The sequence below is a fragment of the Fictibacillus phosphorivorans genome (assembly GCF_001629705.1).
GTDB lineage: Bacteria > Bacillota > Bacilli > Bacillales > Fictibacillaceae > Fictibacillus > Fictibacillus phosphorivorans_A.
In genome coordinates this window covers 30,362-48,017 of record NZ_CP015378.1, presented here as the reverse complement: position 1 = coordinate 48,017, position 17,656 = coordinate 30,362, and the positions used below count along the sequence as shown (strand labels likewise).

Here is a 17,656-nt window from a genome sequence, read left to right as displayed (position 1 = left end):
TTTTATGTTCAATCATTCTATTCGTCTTTCTTTTGTTCTTCCTGACTGTCATCAGCAACAGATTCAGAGGATTCTGGAGCATCTCCTTCTGCATCCGCTTCTTCTGTTTCTACGTCCGTTTCTTCATCTTGAAGTTTTGGAGGTGTTACACTCGCAATTACTTCGTCTTCCTCGTGAAGAATTTCGTATTTTTTACCTGTTGGCAAGTCCTTAACTGATAAGGAATCCCCTATATTTAATTCTTCAACAGAAGCTTCTAATTGTTCTGGGAAGTCAGCAGGTAATGCTTTAACGTTTACTGTTGCAAGTACACGTTGCAATACGCCACCTTCTTTAACACCAACAGATTCACCTGTTAGTACAACCGGCACCTCTGCTTCTGTTTCTTTATTTAAGTCAATTGCTAGAAAATCTACGTGCGTAACAGCATTTTTTAGAGGATGAACTTGCATATCCTGTACCATGACAGAATAATCTTTTCCATCTACTTTTAATTTGAGTACGCCATTCTTTCCTACTTCTCTGTAAGCTTTAATAAATTCAGGCTCATCAACGGATAAAGAAATAGCTTTCGTTCCATAACCATAAAGGTTCGCTGGGAACTGTCCTTTACTTCTTAATTCCGTTAAGATCGAACGTTTGTCTGTATTTCTTTTTTCGACTGTTAGATTCGTTGCCATAATGAGATCCACCTTTCCTATTTCGAGTCTCTTTAAAGCATTACCCGAACTGAAAGATTTTAAAACGTGAAGTTAGAAATCGATTAAGCAAGCACTTCTTAAGCGAAAGTTGATTAGTGTTTTACTGGTTGCTCTTGAAAGTCGTTGATTTCCGTTTCAGGATGCTCGCTTTCCGGGGGGCGTGCGGTGAGCCTCTTAGCGCTATGCGCTGTTAAGAGTCTCACCTGTCCCGCTGATCCCCCAGGAGTCTCGCACCTTCCACTTCAATCAACTTTTCAAAGATGAGAGTGAAAAAATCTCAAATGCAACGATTTCTATAGAAGAGCTTTATAAGATCTTAATCAAACAATTTAGATACAGATAGTTGCTCGTGAACGCGAATAATCGCTTCTCCTAATAAAGGAGCTACAGAAAGCTGTGTTACTTTATCGATCTTCTTCTCTTCTGGAAGAACGATCGTGTTTGTAACCACTAGCTCTTTAATAGAAGAGTTTTGGATACGATCCATTGCAGGGCCAGAAAGAACAGGGTGCGTACAGCATGCATAAACTTCTTTCGCACCGTTTTCTACTAGTGCATTAGCTGCTAGAGTGATTGTTCCAGCCGTATCAATAATATCATCGATTAAGATCGCTGTTTTTCCTTCAATGTTACCAACGATGTTCATAACTTCAGATACGTTCGGGCGAGGGCGTCGCTTATCAATGATAGCGATTGGTGCTTTTAAGCGATCAGCCATCTTTCTTGCTCTCGTAACTCCGCCATGATCTGGCGATACGATTACGATATCATCTAATTCTTTGTTTGCAAAATAATTTGCTAAGATCGGCACACCAAGTAATTGATCAACCGGGATGTCGAAGAAGCCTTGAATTTGAGTCGCATGAAGATCGATTGCAATTACACGAGTTGCACCAGCAGTTTCTAGCAGGTTAGCTACAAGTTTAGCAGTGATCGGCTCACGTGCACGTGCTTTACGGTCTTGACGTGCATAGCCATAGTAAGGCATTACTACGTTGATCGTTTTTGCAGAAGCACGCTTTAAAGCATCAATCATGATTAAAAGTTCCATTAAGTGTTGGTTAACTGGATCACTTGTTGATTGAATAACGTAAACTTCACAGCCACGAATACTTTCTTCAATGTTAATCTGAATTTCCCCGTCACTAAACTTTGTTACTGAACTTTCTCCAAGCTCAATTCCAATGTGCTGAGCAATCTCCTTTGATAATTCCTTGTTAGAATTTAACGTGAAAACTTTCAATGTAGGATCTACATACGTACTCATTGATGGCTCCATCCTTCCCCACTCTTAAAATTATTGGTTTTGGTTTTGTTTTTCGTTTAACTTTTGAACGTAGTTTTCTTTAACAGTTTGTCGTGATCTCGCGATGGATAATGACTCAGCAGGTACGTCATCTGTTATTGTTGAACCAGCTGCAACATAGGCATTCTTGCCAACGGTTACCGGAGCAACTAAGTTAGAGTTACATCCAATAAACGCGCCATCTTCTACCTTTGTTAAAAACTTGTTCTTACCATCGTAGTTCACTGTGATAGACCCACAGCCAAGGTTTACGTCTTTTCCGATCTCAGCATCACCAATATAGCTAAGATGAGACGCTTTACTTCCTGAGCTCATCACAGATTTTTTAATTTCTACAAAGTTACCGATCTTTACTTTGTTCTCAAGAACGGACTTCGGACGGATGTGAGCAAATGGACCGATTGCCGTCAGATCTCCAACTTCACTGTCGTGAATAACAGATTGACGAATCGTGTTTCCATTTCCAATAACACTATCTTTGATCTCAGATTGAGGTCCGATAATGTTCTCTTCCCCTATTTTCGTTTGTCCTAAGATGACAGTCCCAGGATAGATGACCGTATCGCTACCGATTTCTGCGTCATCTGAAATATAGGTTTGATCAGGATCGATCAACGTAACACCGTTTCTCATATGGCGTTCATTGATTCGTTTCTTCATATAACGTTCAGCTTGCGATAAGGCTACTCGGTCATTTACACCTAATGTTTCATTGAAATCAGGTGTTTGATAAGCAGCTACTACTTCGCCTGCATTTTTTAAGATCTCTATAACATCAGGCAAATAATATTCGCCTTGTACGTTTTCGTTATTAACTTGTTTAAGCGCATCAAACAACGCCTTATTATCAAAGCAGTAAGTTCCTGTATTGATCTCAGTCACTTTACGCTCTTCTTCAGATGCATCTTTGTGCTCTACATTGCGCTCAACTGTTCCTTCACTGTTACGGATAATACGTCCATATCCAGTTGGGTCTTCAGCCTTAGCTGTAAGAATCGTAGCTTTTGCACCAAGAGACTCATGTTCTGCAATGAGCTTTTCCATTGTTTCCGATGTAATAAGAGGTGTATCACCACAAACAACAAGTGTGATTCCTTCTTTATTTGCTAGGGCGTTTTCAGCTTGCATTACAGCATGTGCTGTACCAAGCTGCTCTTCTTGAAGCACGTACTGAACGTCTGAGCCCAATTGATCCTGAACTTTTTCAGCACCATGGCCGACAACAGCCACCAACTGTTTCATTTGAAGAGAGTTGATCTGATCAACCACATGTTGAACCATCGGTTTCCCACAAACAGGATGCAAAACTTTATATAACTTGGATTTCATCCTTGTTCCTTGACCCGCAGCAAGAATGACCGCATAGCGATTTGTCATTGTGAACCTCCATCCATTTTCCTAAATCTTAAATATTTCTTAACATACCATTACGAATATATCTTAAACACGTAGTCATTTCAAGAAGTGACGTGGGATTGTCAATGGTTTGATAAATTTTATTGAAAAATGAAGTGATTTTTTAATAGGTAAGGGGTATATATAGGAAGGTTCTCTCTTATGAGGAAAAAAGAGCAAATAAAAAGAACCTAATCATTCTGACCAGGCTCTAAATTCTTATTGAGATATTAAGAAGCTCCTGCTTCTTCTAAAGCAGACTCCATCTCTCCCATACGGTGATATTCTGTTAACACCGCGTTTTGGATCTTCTCACGTGTACTAGACGTGATCGGATGCGCGATATCACGGAACTCTCCATCTGGTGTTCGTTTGCTTGGCATAGCTACGAACATTCCATTATTGCCATCAATTACCCTAATATCATGAATAACAAATTCATGATCGATTGTAATGGAGGCAATCGCTTTCATACGGCCTTCTGTATTTACACGGCGTAATCTTACGTCAGTCACTTCCATTCACAAACACCACCTTTTTCCAAAAATAAGAACGTAATACTACAATTCTGCAGCTTTTTACAAAATCCTTCTTTGAATAATAAAAATTTTTAAAATATTTGTGACGCCCTATCCAGTCTAGTATTTTAAAGTTCATATAGAGTGTTTTTTTACCTTTAAAAAATCGTTTATATAGGTTGAGCGGAAATTTGCTAGTCGAAATAGAAGCAAGATAACGTTTTGCTCAATTTTAAAAATACGGCTCGACGCAAAAAAATAAGCCCTCAAAAGGACTTATTTTGTAAGTGCGATAACTTCTATTTCTACTTTTGCGTCTTTTGGAAGTCTTGCAACTTCTACACAAGAGCGAGCTGGCTTATGTTCGTTGAAATATTCAGCGTACACTTCATTAATATCAGCAAACTCGTTCATGTCGCTAATAAAAACCGTTGCTTTTACGACTTGATCGAGAGAAGATCCCGCTTCTTTCAAAACCGCTTTTAGATTTTGAAAAACTTGATGAGTCTGTTCTTTTACATCTCCATCGATCATGACGCCTTCTTTCGTAAGAGGAATCTGACCTGAACTGAAGAACAACTTGTCGATTATGATTCCCTGAGAATAAGGGCCGATTGCTGCCGGTGCTTCTTCTGTATGGATTTTTTTCATTACGCTTGACCTCCGTTTAGAAAGTAGTTACCTTTTTCCACTTCGATGCGATTTTCTTTTTCGTTCACTTGTGCAAGTCGTGCAATGGAAACATAATCATCTACAAGTCTTTCTGAAACTTCTTGAGCCTCAACGAGAACACCGATACCTTCAATGTGTGCTTGAAACTCTTCGATCAAGCTGATCATTCCCTTGATCGTTCCGCCTGCTTTCATAAAGTCATCGATGATGAGTACACGTGACCCCTGTTTGATGCTTCTTCTTGCAAGAGCCATCGTCTGAATACGTTTGGTTGAACCCGAAACATAATTGATACTCACGGTAGATCCTTCTGTTACTCTGCTGTTGCTTCGTACGACGACGACAGGAACGTTTAAGTGTGTCGCTACTGCGTAAGCTAGCGGTATACCCTTCGTTGCGATCGTCATTACTACATCAATTTTTCGTGATGAGAAGACTGATGCAAAAAGCCTACCGATCTGGTTCACCAATCTTGGGTTGCCGATGATATCTGTAACGTACAAATACCCTCCAGGTAAGATACGGCTAGGGTCTTCGAGCAGCTCAACGAGTTCTTTTACCGTTTCCTCCGCCTCTGCTTGATCTATGCCTGGAATATATTTTACGCCGCCGGCTGCACCTGGAACAGTTTGAACATGGCCTAAGCCGTGTTGTTCAAAATGTTCTTTAATGATAGCAAGATCTTCACTAATCGATGATTTAGCCGATTCGTACCGTTCTACAAAATAAGATAAAGGGATGAGTTGATGGGGATGGTGAAGAAGGTAACCTGTTAAATCTACCATTCTTCCGCTTCTTTTTAATTTCATATTATCCTCCAAAACCGAATGTTTGAAGATAATATACCATTTTTATACGGATTTTATCAATCATTCCCCTAATAAACGAACCGCATAAACTTCATGACAAAAGCCTCTCAAACCGTTATACACTCGTTGAAGTCGCGATTCATGCTGAAACAGACCGAAAACAGTTGGTCCGCTTCCACTCATAAGCACAGCATCTGCTCCAAGGCGCATCATCTGCTCTTTAATGTGTTTCACTTCCGGATACATCTTGAGAGTAACCGATTCTAAAACATTTCCTAAAAGACTGCAGATCTTATCGTAATCTTTTTCTTCAATGGCTTTAACCATTCCTTCTACATCTGGATGCTTGATGCCTTGAAGCTTTAAGTTACGATACACTTCACCAGTTGAAACCCCGATCGGCGGCTTAGCCAAGAGTACCCAACAAGGAGGTGGCGAGGAGATATGGTGAATCTTTTCTCCTCTACCCGTCGCTAATGCTGTTCCTCCATACACGCAAAAAGAAACGTCAGAACCGATCTTCGCACCGAGCTCAGCCAATTCATCTAATGACAGGCCTAGTCCCCACAGTTCATTAAGTCCTTTTAGCGTAGCTGCTGCATCGCTGCTACCACCAGCTAATCCAGCGGCCACAGGGATGTGTTTGGATATATGTATATAAACACCTTTTGTTATGTTAAATGTTTTCTTTAAAAGCAGTGCTGCCTGAAAGGCAAGATTTCGCTCATCAAGCGGAACAAAGCCGCCTGAGCTTTCGATTTTAATTTCGTCTGCCTCTAATAAAGTGAGTTCGATCCGGTCAGCTAGATCTACCGTAGTCATTACCATAGCCACTTCATGAAATCCGTCTTCTCTTTTACGCAATGCATCAAGAGACAGATTAATTTTTGCTGGAGCTTTAATGGATACTTTATTAATTGTCATCATTATCCCTGCCTACCATCTTGCACAATTTTGATATTTTTAATAGTAACACAGTATGAGGCGTGAAATATAGATAAAATCCAACCTTCACTGTAGAGGAAAACCGGAGACACGTTTGGTCTCCGGCTAGAATTACCGCATATTTATCTGTTTTCGTTGTTATAGCGTTGTTCAGCAATCTCTAAAGCGCGTTTAACCATGTTTCCTGCGTCTTTAGAGCGGATTCCACCCCAGCCTTCTCGCTGGACAGTATCGTAAAAGCCAAGTTCTTTGGCGATCTCTGTTTTTAACCCTTCAGACATCATTACATTTTTACTTCGTCCCATAAGAAAAACCCCTTTCATATGCGATACATCATAGTATCTCCAAAAGGGGTTTTATCTTACGTGGTGTTGCAAATTATATGTATTTATTATGCCGACCACAACCAGCAAGTAAAAAAAATAGCAGTAAAGATTCTTACTGCCCGATTGCTGCTTGTGTATCTTCTAAGAATGTAAGTTCTACTGTTTCTGTGAGTACATCCGCGTAACTATAAGAAACACGTTCAAAAGCGTTGGTGTCCTGATCTAATTTGATAATAAAAACTGCCGGGTATGTTTCTTCCAGTGTTCCAAGTCGTTCGATCGTTTTACGTCGACCACCGTTCGCACGTAAAGAAAGTCTTCTACCCACGTTGGACTCTAAAGAGCGTCTAATGTCCACTATTGTTTTACCCATTTTAGGCTCCACCTCACTTAGACAAATTGTAACACAAATCGTGTTTTTTTGTCAAATTAAAATTTTCATTATAGCAAGCAAAGCATTTTCATGTCAATGACCAAATATCCTTTTTTTGCTTTTTTTAGTATGTCAATTTTCCTGTACAATATGTATAAAATGAATATTTCTTACAAATAATTGTTTAATTCGGGCACTTTTGATATAAATTTCTTTCATTTATCTTTTTTTGGTACGACAATAAACGCGTCCATTAAGGAATACTTCTTCCATATTTTCAGACGATATCGTAACGCAAAAAAACTCCGAAATTCTTCGGAGTTTGATGGGTTATGGTTTCGATTTAATCGGCATTCCGGTTCTTAGAAAGCCCTTTGTCTCAACACCGCCTAACCCTTCTTTTCCAGTTAAGGTGTTGCGTAGAACGTCCATAACGTTTACACGGTCCATAAAAGACGTCAGACTGATCTTTGAGACGATATAGACAGGATCGAGCGCATGAATATTTATACGAGCAGGCGAGCTGGCAAAATTAGAACCTACTTTGATCAACGATTCAAAATGGGACTGACAGGCACCCGCAAAAATCATCAAATGATCGAGATGCGTATATTTTCTTCTCACTTCACGAACGGTTCTAACGAAATATTTCGTATGACGATACGCATTTACATCAGACACATCGCCCTTAGACTTCATATATGCATCGTGTCCCGTTATCACAAGAATATCAGGTCTTACCTCATCCACGAGGGCAGGGACTTTCTCAGGCATTTCTGATTCCTTCATATGAATGCCATACACAGGCACACCTAGCTTCTTATAAAGCTCCAAACATTTATTTAAGTATAAAGGGTCTCCGTCAATATGAAGTACTCTGCCTGGAAGTTCAAAGTAGGATTGATCATATTGGTATCCGTTCGTTGATAAATATTCGCGCTTTTGCCTCAATAAATAATAATCCTGCCTGAATAATTTTAAGGATGACTCTTCTTTTTCTTTTTCTACTTGCCTATGTTCAGACATATGTTTGTCATCCACGACGAATAAGTCATCGACAGGAGCATCTGCCCATAGTCTGAGCTCTTCTCCAGCAAGTTCGGCAATCGTCCGATCCTCGCTGAATCCTACAACTCGAAATAATAAATCTCGTTTGTAAGAGTTTCGACTTACAATTGATCCAATCTCTAGTTTCATTTTACTCCCCCTATTCGGAGTAACAAGCTCCATAACTACCACTGTTCCTTTTATAAGGTTATGTGAGAGACAGGGGAAAAATGAGATTTATTTTACAAGAGGTAAAAGAGCATCAGCTAATTTACCGAATTCCTCGATAGAAAGGGTTTCTCCACGACGCTTAGGATCTATATCGATTGATTCTAGGATCGTTTGAAGCTCTTCTTTCTTCTCCTTTGGAACGAGCTGGCTTGTCAGGTTGTTCCATAACGTCTTTCTTCTTTGTGCAAATGAAGATCTCACGACATGGAAGAAGAACTCTTCATCTTTAACAGATACGGCCGGCTCTTTTCGAAGGGTCAGCTTAATGACAGATGAATCGACATTTGGAGCTGGAACAAAAACGGTCTTAGGTACTTTAATCATCGTCTCAGCTGTTGCGTAATATTGGATCGCAATCGATAACGAATTATAATCCTTCGTACCAGGGGAAGCTGCAAGACGGTCAGCAACTTCTTTTTGTATCATACAGACGATTCCTCGAATCGGAAGCTTATCTTGTAAAAGTTTCATAATGATCGGTGTTGTGACGTAATACGGCAAGTTCGCAACAACCATTAGATCTTGACCTTCTTGGAAGTGTTCTTTAATAACAGCATGGATATCCGCTTTTAACACATCACTATGGATGACATCTACATGCGGATAAGGAGCTAATGTTTCTTCTAATATTGGTAGAAGGCGTTGATCGATCTCAAACGCCACTGCTTTTTTGGAAGATCTTGCAATAAACTCGGTTAATGCTCCGATTCCAGGACCAATTTCAATGACTCCTGAATCCTCCGTTAAATCGGCTGCATTTACGATATTGTTTAAAATATTACGATCGATCAAGAAGTTCTGACCCAGACTCTTCTTAAACGTAAAGCCATGCTTCTCTAGAATGGCTTTTGTCGATTGTGGAGTCGATATATCTTTTCTCATATGCTTTTATTCCTCCTCATTGCTATAAAGCGCCTTTAACGCCTGCTCAAATTCCTCTGGTGTGACTCTGAACATATTAAGACGTTTATGTAGTTGTTTCGCATTCATATAACCTAAGCGCAGCTCTCTACCGATCACTTCACGTCTATGTTTCGAATCTGATCCGCCCGTTAATCCCGCAGCCATAAGATCGTCCCATGAGATCAACTCGTCTTCTGATTCTAATAATTCTTCTCTAACGTGCTCAAGCGCATCGATTATGGATTCTCGTGAAGCGTGTTCCACACCGACTCCCTTATCACCCTTTGCGATGGCATCAGCTTTTTCTAAGTAAGCATGCTTACAGCCTGGCACATGCTCCGAAATGATCTCACGTATTCTTTTACCCGGAAAATCCGGATCGGTGAATACGATAATTCCTCGGGTCTCATGTGCTCTTTTGATTCGGTTTAACGTATCGATGCTAATCTCTGAACCATTTGTTTCTATTGTATCTGCTAATACAGATCGTTTTATAGCAAGCGTATCGCTTTTTCCTTCAACTACAATAATTTCTTTAATTTTTTTCATGATTTCCTCCAAAACGGTGAAACCTTTTTAGGTATTGCAACGTCTAATGTAATGAACGACAAAACATCTTTTACTAGTATACCCCAGGCGTCAAGAAAGTCTAGGTCTACAAAGTAACGAGAATCGTTTTGTAATCTCGTTGTCCCCGCGCAACAAAAAAAGCACAGGGATTTTTTCCCCATGCTCTTAACATTAATTAATGATGCGAATTTTAACTGACTTTCTTCCCCAAGACTCTGCTTGTGATTGTGAAGAAAAGAATACGTCAATCTTATTACCCTTAATCGCTCCCCCAGTATCTGAAGCAATGGCATATCCATATCCTTCAACATACACTTTTGAACCAAGCGGAATCACACTAGGATCGACTGCGATAACTTTCGCATTTGGGTTTGATTTTAAATTAAATCCAGTAGCTGTTATGCCGGAACAACCAGCACAATTAGCTGTATAGGCTGTACTTGTTACCGTAATTTCTCGACCGCCAGAACTGCTTGGTGCAGATTGGCTACGAGATACAACCGGCTGTGGTTTTGGCTGTGGCTTTGCTTTAGTTCCAACAGCAACAATTTTATCCGAGCTATCTGATAACGTTTTTTCACTGATCAGTTTTCTGGAAATCTCTTTTCCGTTTTCCATAACAACTTCAAAGCGTTTTTCACGTTTACCTTTTTTTCCATCTTGCACGACACGCTCTTTACCTTTTGTTAACCCGCTGTCTTTACGGTTAACAACAGCAAACGGTGTTTCTTCTTCCACTACATCGGTGACCTTTTCTACTCGGATGACTTCAACCTGCGTTTTGCCAGATATTTTAGCTGTTTTAGCAGGTGTTACTCGATCAATTTCACCTAAAGATACCTTTTGTTGCTTCAAAAGGTCAGCGACGGTAGTCGAAGTGGTCCAAACTTGCTGTGCTTTTCCGCCTACAACAAGCTTAACCGGGAATGCTGATTCGATCTGGATCTTACCTTGATCTTTAATATCAGCAGTCAGATTTGGCTTAATAGAATCATGCTCTTTTAACGTTAGCTGCTGTTCTTTCACGAATTGTTCAACAGTCTTCGCTGTCGTCCATATCGTTTGTTCCTTGCCGTTCACGGTAAGGTTGATTTCTTTTGCTTGTAAATAATCGATCTTCATGTTGTCAGTCACCTTGGCATCAAGGCCTGGTTTAACTGAATCATGTTGATTTATCTTTATGTTTTGTTCGCTTAATAGTTCTCTAACTGTGTTAGCATGCGTGTTCACTTCTGTTTTCTTTCCGTCTTGAATCAGCGTCACATTAGCTTTCGTAGTTTCATAACCTACGAACCCACAAGTTACGGCTAAAACGAAAAGAGCAACGATGGAAAGATAAACTTTCTTGTTCGTGAAACGTGAGAACAAAGCTGTAATTTTCCTATTCATTCAATTTCCTCCCCTACAAGGACTGCATTATAAATATCTTTTTTCTCTCTGTCAAATCACCCTCCTTTTCGCCATGAATTGACCCAAGGCCATTATGAGCGGAAAAGAAGAAAAAAAGAAAGGAAAACCGTTTGACAAATTTCCTTTCTCTTTTGTCAATTCTTGAAAGATTAACGCGATATTTCTTATGCTTTGATTGTTTCCGACAACATTCCTTATCGTTTCATGTTAAAAATTCGGAACGCGTTGTCGGATGTTTTCTCTATGATGTCTTCAAGTGGAAGATCTTTTAATTCAGAAAGTGTTTCTGCAACATACTTTACATAAGATGGTTCATTTCTTTTCCCTCTTAACGGATGAGGGCTTAAATACGGACAATCTGTTTCAATCAAGAGCCGGTCCATCGGAATTTCAGCAGCAACTTCCTTAACCTTTTTTGCATTCTTGAACGTTACTGGTCCACCAAAGCTTATGTAAAAATTCATATCCATGCATTGACGTGCCACTTCAATGCTACCGCTATAGCAGTGCATGATACCGCCAACTTCATGGGCTTCTTCCTCTTTCAATATGTCTACAACATCTTGCGTTGCTTCACGGTTATGAATAACAATCGGAAGCTTCACCTTTTTAGCGAGTCGAATCTGGCGTCGAAAAACTTCTTTCTGAATATCGGCCGGTGACTTGTCCCAATGATAATCGAGTCCCATCTCGCCAAGCGCAACAACTTTTGGGTGTGCTGCTAGTTCTTCGATCCAATCCAGATCTTCATCCGTCATGTCGATCGCATCTACTGGATGCCAACCAACACAAGCATAGATAAAATCATATTGCTCTGCCAGTTGCATCGCACCTTTAATGGTTTCACGATCAAAACCGACTACAACAATATGTGTTACACCTTCATCTAACGCTCGCTGAATGACTGCTTCGCGATCTTCTTCAAACTGTGTTGCATTTAAATGAGCATGTGTGTCAAACATAGTGTACATCCTTTCAACTTTACAAATCTTATCACATTTTCCATTCATTCGGGTAACAGTAGCATTACAAGTTAGTTACAACGTAGGTTAAAAGTCCTATCTTTAACAGTAAAATTGCAAGAAATCACTGCCAAATGAACTAAAAATGACAAAAAAGCGGGGAAAAGCTCCCCGCTTTTTGTGTTTATTTTACTTTTGAACCGTTTGGAAGTGACGGATCAACAGTTGCTAAAGTTAACTGCCCATCCGAAGATCCAGCAAGAATCATTCCTTGTGAAAGCTCGCCACGTAATTTAACGGGTTTCAAGTTTGTTACGCAGATCACTTTTTGACCCACAAGGTCTTCTGGCTTGTAATACTGCGCAATGCCAGACACGACTTGACGTTGTTCATAGCCTAAGTCTAATTGAAGCTTCAATAATTTATCTGCTTTCTTTACCGGTTCTGCTTCAAGAACCGTTGCCACACGAAGATCCACTTTCATGAAGTCATCGATTGAGATCTCTGGTTTCTCGTCACTTACCGGCACTTCTTCTTTCTTTGGTTCTTCTGCTACAGGACTTGAAGAACCACCCATTGAATTCTTGATAAATTCCACTTCTACCTCAGTCTCTAAACGAGGGAAGATTGGGTCACCCTTTTCAACCTTCGTTTTTGCAGGAATCGCACCAAACTCTTTTAGGGAATCCCATTCTGTAAGATTCTTGTCATTCAGACCTAACTGGCTCCAGATCTTCGCTGGTGTTTCTGTCATGAATGGCTGGATCAACACAGAAACAATGCGGATCGATTCTGCTAAATGATACATAACACTTCCGAGCTCAGCTTTTTTAGCCTCGTCTTTCGCCAATACCCACGGCTGAGTCTCATCAATATATTTGTTCGTTCGACTGACTAATTGCCAAATCGTTGAAAGCGCGATGGAGAACTCTAGTTTTTCCATAGCTTCTTCTGTTTTTCTTACTGTCTCTAGCGCAAATTCTTGAAGTGTCCCGTCAAACTCAGTTACTTTCCCTTCATATGAAGGGATCTCTCCATCGAAATATTTACCGATCATTGCAATCGTACGGTTGAGCAAGTTACCTAGATCGTTTGCAAGATCAGCATTTACTCGATCTACGAAGCTCTCTGGCGTAAATACACCATCTGATCCGAATGGTACTTCACGAAGCAAGTAGTAGCGAAGCGGATCTAATCCGTAACGATCGATCAGAACATTAGGATCCACTACATTTCCTTTGGACTTAGACATCTTGCCGTCTTTCATCAAAAGCCATCCGTGTGCAATAACTTGTTTCGGTAAAGGTAGATCCAACGCCATCAACATGATCGGCCAATAGATCGTATGAAAACGAACGATCTCTTTACTCATCAAGTGAACATCAGCCGGCCAATATTGTTTGAATTTCTCTTCGTTCTCACTGCCATATCCTAGTGCCGTAATATAGTTAGACAATGCATCAATCCATACATAGATCACATGCTTTGGATTACCTGGCACTTTTACTCCCCAATCGAAAGAAGTACGCGATACCGCCAGATCTTCTAGACCAGGCTTGATAAAGTTGTTGATCATCTCACGCTTACGTGACTCTGGGAAGATGAATGAAGGATTTTCTTCATAATAAGCTAATAAGCGATCTGCATATTTACTCATGCGGAAGAAGTAGCTTTCTTCTTTAACTTTCTTCACTTCACGGCCGCAATCTGGACATTTTCCATCTTCAAGCTGACGCTCTGTAAAGAAGGATTCACAATCCGTACAATACCAGCCTTCGTATTCACTTAAATAGATATCGTCTTGATCAAGAAGTTGCTGAAAAATCTTTTCGACAGATTTCTTATGTCTGTCCTCTGTTGTACGGATGTAATCATCGTAAGAGATGTCCATCTTTTTCCACAGAGCTTTAATATCATCGACAATACCGTCTACGTACTTAAGAGGATGAAGACCTTGTTCGTTTGCTTTCTTTTGGATCTTTTCACCATGCTCATCCGTTCCTGTTAGATACATAACGTCAAAACCTTTAAGACGCTTGTAACGAGCCATCGCATCTCCAGCTGTTGTTGTGTATGCATGGCCGATATGAAGTTTGCCACTTGGGTAATAAATCGGTGTTGTAATATAGAATGTTGGTTTCGCCATTCTAGCCGCCTCCTCAAAATAATAACCTTATAGTAAAGAAAACTTGGCTGACGCTATGTCTATCGCGTCAGCCTTCGTTGCGCTTATACTATTTAAATATACTTGTTGTAACCTATCGAAATAATGTGCTAACAAGTTACACTTTCTAATAGTGGAAAAAAAGCCCCTCCATTTAGGGACTATTAATCTTTAGAATTAGGAAAAAAATTACTGTAACGGAAAATGTATCTTTTTACAATATTATAAGAAACTGTTTGCATTAGGACATAAAAGTAAAAAAGTAAGCGAAAGATTTCTATGTAAATACTTTCATTATTCTCTTTTCTTCCTTCAAAATATACCTAATGCATGGAAAGCGTGTCAAGGCATACTAGTTAATGGACGAAAAGGAAAAATGGAGAGTATTTTTTCGTTGTTAGTTTTGTCGAAATTTGACGTATTATTTTAGCAATATTTCCAGTTAAAAATTTTCATCTTTTACACATTCTTGAATTTTTTATGACAATATATGAATATTTCTTCCAATTCAGTGTTTTGGAAGTATTATAATATGGGTATAGTCTAGTAAATTCAATGGTAAAAGACTAAAAAATGTTTAAGTCAAAACTATTGACGACAATTGGAAATCTTGGTAAGATGTTCTCGTAGGATTTTGTCGAATTCTGACGATTTAAATAGATAGGGAAATCTTTTATATATTTGAGAGGAGAGATTTTATTATGAAATCTACAGGAATTGTACGTAAGGTGGACGAACTAGGACGTGTCGTTATTCCAATCGAATTACGCCGTACTTTAGGAATTGCAGAGAAAGATGCTTTGGAAATTTATGTTGATGATGACCGTATCATCCTTAAGAAATACAAGCCAAACATGACTTGTGCAGTAACTGGTGAAGTTTCTGATGATAACTACACAGTTGCAGGCGGAAAGATCATCCTTAGCCGTGAAGGTGCTAAAGAGGTAATGGAAGAACTTCAAAAGCAACTTCAAACATCAAAATAAGCCTAAAAAACAAGAGCCTTCGCTTAGAAGGCTCTTTTCCTTTGCTTAAGTTGAATCTTCGTTGTATTCTTCGATGCTTTTGGGAGTGGTTGATTTCCGTTTCAGGTGCTTCGCTTTCCGCGGGGCAGGCGGTGAGCCACTTCGTGCTTTGCACGGTTAAGTGTCTCACCTGCCCACCTGTCCCGCAGGAGTCTCGCACCTTACACTCCAATCAACTATTCAATGAAGAAATAAAAGATATAAAACAACAACCTTAAAAAGGATAAAGCATTCTTAGGCTGTTATTGATGATTGTAAACTCAGCTTTTTCGAACCTCTTCCTTATCGCCTACAACTCGTGATATTCTTGGTAGACTTCACGCTTTGGTACGTTTCGGTCTACTGCTGCTAATTTTATGGCTTCTTTTGGTTTTTCGCCTTTTTCGACATAGTGTTCGACATGATCTTTGACAGATAACGATTCCCACCATTGTACTTCCTCTTCTGCCTCGAAATCTTTATTTCCGCTGCCTTCTACTACTAAACAGAACTCTCCTCGGATTTCTGTGTCTCCTTGGCTGAAGAATTCTGATACTTCTTGTAAGGTTCCGCGGGTGATTTCTTCGTATTTTTTTGTGAGTTCTCGAACGACAGCGATGTTTCGATTTTCTAAAACGCCGCTCATGGCTTGAAGTGTTTCTTTTAGACGGTGTGGGGCTTCATAGAAAAGAAGGGTGGATGGAAATCGTTTCAGATTTTCAAGTTCCAGCTTTTTTTCTTTTTTTCCACGTGGCAGAAAACCGTAGAACGTAAACAATTCGGTATTGAGTCCTGATGCAACAAGGGCAGGTAGTGCCGCGTTTGCTCCTGGCAACGGAATAACGGGTATGCGCTCTTCTACGCATTGAACGACTAATTCATAACCCGGGTCTGAAACACCAGGCATCCCTGCATCTGTAACAAGCGCAATCTGCTTTCCTTCTTTTAATTCTTCTAACAGCTTCTTACCGCTCTGCTGTTTGTTATGATCATGATAGCTTGTTAAGGGTGTGCTGATTTCAAAATGGTTGCATAGTTTTTTTGTTTGTCTTGTATCTTCCGCCGCGATTAAATCGGATTCTTTTAAAATACGAATCGCGCGATATGTCATATCTTCTAAGTTTCCGATCGGTGTTGGAACTAAGTACAGCATGCCGCTGTCTGTATCACTTCTGTAGCTCTTTTGCTGCCACATACGAAACACTTCCCTCTTTTATCATTCGTTCTTTTTGAGCACGGTTTAGCTTTTTCACTGCAAACTCCATGCGCATCGCTTCTTGTTTGGTAGAAAAAACTTCTTGGAAAACGAGCTTTAATGGTCCTCTTCCTCGTGTATATTTTGCGCCTTTTCCTTCTTCATGCTTTTTAAGCCGCTTTTTTAAATCATTCGTATATCCCGTATAATAACTTCCGTCCTTACACTCGAGAATATATAGATAGTGCGTATTATTTTCCATCTTCGCCATAGAACATCCGTTTTAACTGTTCAGTGTATTGACCGTCTTCACTATAGACCGTTATAGGAGGTAGGATGTGTAGATCGGGTTTGCCGTTCTTCATTCCTTCTATTAAAAGCATATTTGCTTCACTTCCTGCTTTCGGGTAGATGAGCTGCAGCTTCTTTGGTTCAAGTTTATACTCTCTCATATAAGCTAAAATCTCCATAAGACGATTCGGCCGATGAACCATGGCCACTTTTCCGCCTTGTTTCACGAGCTGGCTGCTTACCCGGATAACATCTTCTAACGAACAATGGATTTCGTGACGTGCGATAGCAAGGTGTTCATTCTGATTAAAATCTTCCTCATGTACAGATGCAAAGTACGGTGGGTTACAAGTGAGGGCATCGAACGCACCATAGCCATATATAGCTGGAGCTTCTTTAATATCAGCTAAGTCCATCTGGATTTGTTCTTCTAAATGATTTAACGCTACACTTCTCGTCGCCATACTGTGCAATCTTTCCTGAATCTCTACTCCCGTAATTTTTGCTTTAGACCGCTTGCTTAATAAAAGAGCAACTGCACCGTTACCGCTGCAAAGATCAATAATCTTACCCTTTTGAATCGGAACCCATGCGAAACGACTTAATAAAACAGCATCTAGTGAAAAAGAAAAAACAGAGAGACTTTGTATGATTTTTAAATCTTCATGTACTAAAAAATCAATCCGTTCATCTTGCATTAGATCACTCACAGCTCTTCCCTCTCTTTCTTCTATATAATAGGTTAATTTTTTTTTTGATTCTTGATTTTAGTGCGTTAAAAAAGGAATGATTACAACTGAAATGTTATCTTCAAGGTTATCGGTACAGTTTCGG

Annotated in this window: 18 protein-coding genes and 1 pseudogene; 1 reads left to right on the top strand and 18 read right to left on the bottom strand. The window is 39.8% G+C overall.

Features of this window, described 5'->3' with window-relative positions:
* Positions 1 to 17: 17 nt before the first annotated feature.
* From ABE65_RS00265 to metG, 15 genes and pseudogenes are all read right to left on the bottom strand, one after another.
* Positions 18 to 680 (bottom strand): 50S ribosomal protein L25/general stress protein Ctc, encoded by a 663-nt coding sequence (locus ABE65_RS00265; protein WP_066390514.1) that lies wholly within the window; start codon positions 678 to 680, stop codon positions 18 to 20.
* 337 nt (positions 681 to 1,017) lie between these two features.
* Entirely contained in the window at positions 1,018 to 1,968 is a 951-nt protein-coding gene (locus tag ABE65_RS00260) for a ribose-phosphate diphosphokinase (RefSeq protein WP_066390512.1), read from the bottom strand.
* Between the two features lie 30 nt (positions 1,969 to 1,998).
* On the bottom strand, positions 1,999 to 3,384 hold the full coding sequence (glmU, locus tag ABE65_RS00255) for a bifunctional UDP-N-acetylglucosamine diphosphorylase/glucosamine-1-phosphate N-acetyltransferase GlmU (protein ID WP_066390507.1): 1,386 nt from the start codon (positions 3,382 to 3,384) through the stop codon (positions 1,999 to 2,001).
* A gap of 248 nt (positions 3,385 to 3,632) precedes the next feature.
* On the bottom strand, positions 3,633 to 3,923 hold the full coding sequence (gene spoVG / locus ABE65_RS00250) for a septation regulator SpoVG (protein ID WP_066238133.1): 291 nt from the start codon (positions 3,921 to 3,923) through the stop codon (positions 3,633 to 3,635).
* Between the two features lie 273 nt (positions 3,924 to 4,196).
* Positions 4,197 to 4,571 carry a RidA family protein gene (locus ABE65_RS00245; protein WP_066390502.1) on the bottom strand — a complete coding sequence of 125 codons (375 nt, stop codon included), beginning with the start codon at positions 4,569 to 4,571 and terminating at the stop codon, positions 4,197 to 4,199.
* On the bottom strand, positions 4,571 to 5,401 hold the full coding sequence (gene purR, locus ABE65_RS00240) for a pur operon repressor (RefSeq protein ID WP_066390500.1): 831 nt from the start codon (positions 5,399 to 5,401) through the stop codon (positions 4,571 to 4,573). The genes ABE65_RS00245 and purR overlap by 1 nt, the downstream gene beginning before the upstream one ends.
* A gap of 60 nt (positions 5,402 to 5,461) precedes the next feature.
* Positions 5,462 to 6,325, bottom strand: a complete 864-nt coding sequence (ispE, locus tag ABE65_RS00235) for a 4-(cytidine 5'-diphospho)-2-C-methyl-D-erythritol kinase (RefSeq protein WP_066390498.1) — start codon at positions 6,323 to 6,325, stop codon at positions 5,462 to 5,464.
* Positions 6,326 to 6,468: 143 nt separating this feature from the next.
* The gene (locus ABE65_RS00230) at positions 6,469 to 6,651 is read right to left on the bottom strand and encodes a small, acid-soluble spore protein, alpha/beta type (RefSeq protein ID WP_066390495.1); all 183 of its coding nucleotides are present in this window, start codon (positions 6,649 to 6,651) and stop codon (positions 6,469 to 6,471) included.
* A gap of 133 nt (positions 6,652 to 6,784) precedes the next feature.
* Positions 6,785 to 7,045: a biofilm formation stimulator Veg gene (veg, locus tag ABE65_RS00225; RefSeq protein ID WP_066238125.1), complete on the bottom strand. Its 261-nt coding sequence runs from the start codon at positions 7,043 to 7,045 to the stop codon at positions 6,785 to 6,787.
* A 330-nt stretch (positions 7,046 to 7,375) separates the two neighbouring features.
* Entirely contained in the window at positions 7,376 to 8,242 is an 867-nt protein-coding gene (yabG, locus tag ABE65_RS00220) for a sporulation peptidase YabG (protein WP_066390493.1), read from the bottom strand.
* An 87-nt stretch (positions 8,243 to 8,329) separates the two neighbouring features.
* Positions 8,330 to 9,205, bottom strand: a complete 876-nt coding sequence (gene rsmA / locus ABE65_RS00215; RefSeq protein WP_066390490.1) for a 16S rRNA (adenine(1518)-N(6)/adenine(1519)-N(6))-dimethyltransferase RsmA — start codon at positions 9,203 to 9,205, stop codon at positions 8,330 to 8,332.
* A 6-nt stretch (positions 9,206 to 9,211) separates the two neighbouring features.
* Positions 9,212 to 9,775 (bottom strand): ribonuclease M5, encoded by a 564-nt coding sequence (gene rnmV / locus ABE65_RS00210; RefSeq protein ID WP_066390489.1) that lies wholly within the window; start codon positions 9,773 to 9,775, stop codon positions 9,212 to 9,214.
* Positions 9,776 to 9,967: 192 nt separating this feature from the next.
* Entirely contained in the window at positions 9,968 to 11,185 is a 1,218-nt protein-coding gene (locus tag ABE65_RS00205) for a resuscitation-promoting factor (protein ID WP_066390488.1), read from the bottom strand.
* A 215-nt stretch (positions 11,186 to 11,400) separates the two neighbouring features.
* Entirely contained in the window at positions 11,401 to 12,168 is a 768-nt protein-coding gene (locus tag ABE65_RS00200; protein WP_066390487.1) for a TatD family hydrolase, read from the bottom strand.
* 184 nt (positions 12,169 to 12,352) lie between these two features.
* Positions 12,353 to 14,320, bottom strand: a pseudogene (gene metG / locus ABE65_RS00195) (methionine--tRNA ligase); the annotation flags it as partial.
* Between the two features lie 713 nt (positions 14,321 to 15,033).
* Between metG and ABE65_RS00190 the strand changes: the two are divergent.
* A complete protein-coding gene (locus ABE65_RS00190; protein WP_066238107.1) occupies positions 15,034 to 15,318 on the top strand; it encodes a transition state genes transcriptional regulator AbrB in 285 nt (94 codons plus the stop codon).
* A 328-nt stretch (positions 15,319 to 15,646) separates the two neighbouring features.
* Here ABE65_RS00190 and rsmI read toward each other — a convergent pair whose 3' ends face one another.
* From rsmI to ABE65_RS00175, 3 genes are read right to left on the bottom strand one after another with little or no spacing between them, the layout of a single operon-like run.
* Positions 15,647 to 16,531 (bottom strand): 16S rRNA (cytidine(1402)-2'-O)-methyltransferase, encoded by an 885-nt coding sequence (gene rsmI, locus ABE65_RS00185; RefSeq protein ID WP_066390483.1) that lies wholly within the window; start codon positions 16,529 to 16,531, stop codon positions 15,647 to 15,649.
* Positions 16,503 to 16,793 (bottom strand): GIY-YIG nuclease family protein, encoded by a 291-nt coding sequence (locus tag ABE65_RS00180; protein WP_066399585.1) that lies wholly within the window; start codon positions 16,791 to 16,793, stop codon positions 16,503 to 16,505. The genes rsmI and ABE65_RS00180 overlap by 29 nt, the downstream gene beginning before the upstream one ends.
* Positions 16,783 to 17,532 carry a tRNA1(Val) (adenine(37)-N6)-methyltransferase gene (locus ABE65_RS00175; protein WP_066390482.1) on the bottom strand — a complete coding sequence of 250 codons (750 nt, stop codon included), beginning with the start codon at positions 17,530 to 17,532 and terminating at the stop codon, positions 16,783 to 16,785. Before ABE65_RS00175 ends, ABE65_RS00180 begins: the two co-directional genes overlap by 11 nt.
* Between the last annotated feature and the right edge of the window lie 124 nt (positions 17,533 to 17,656).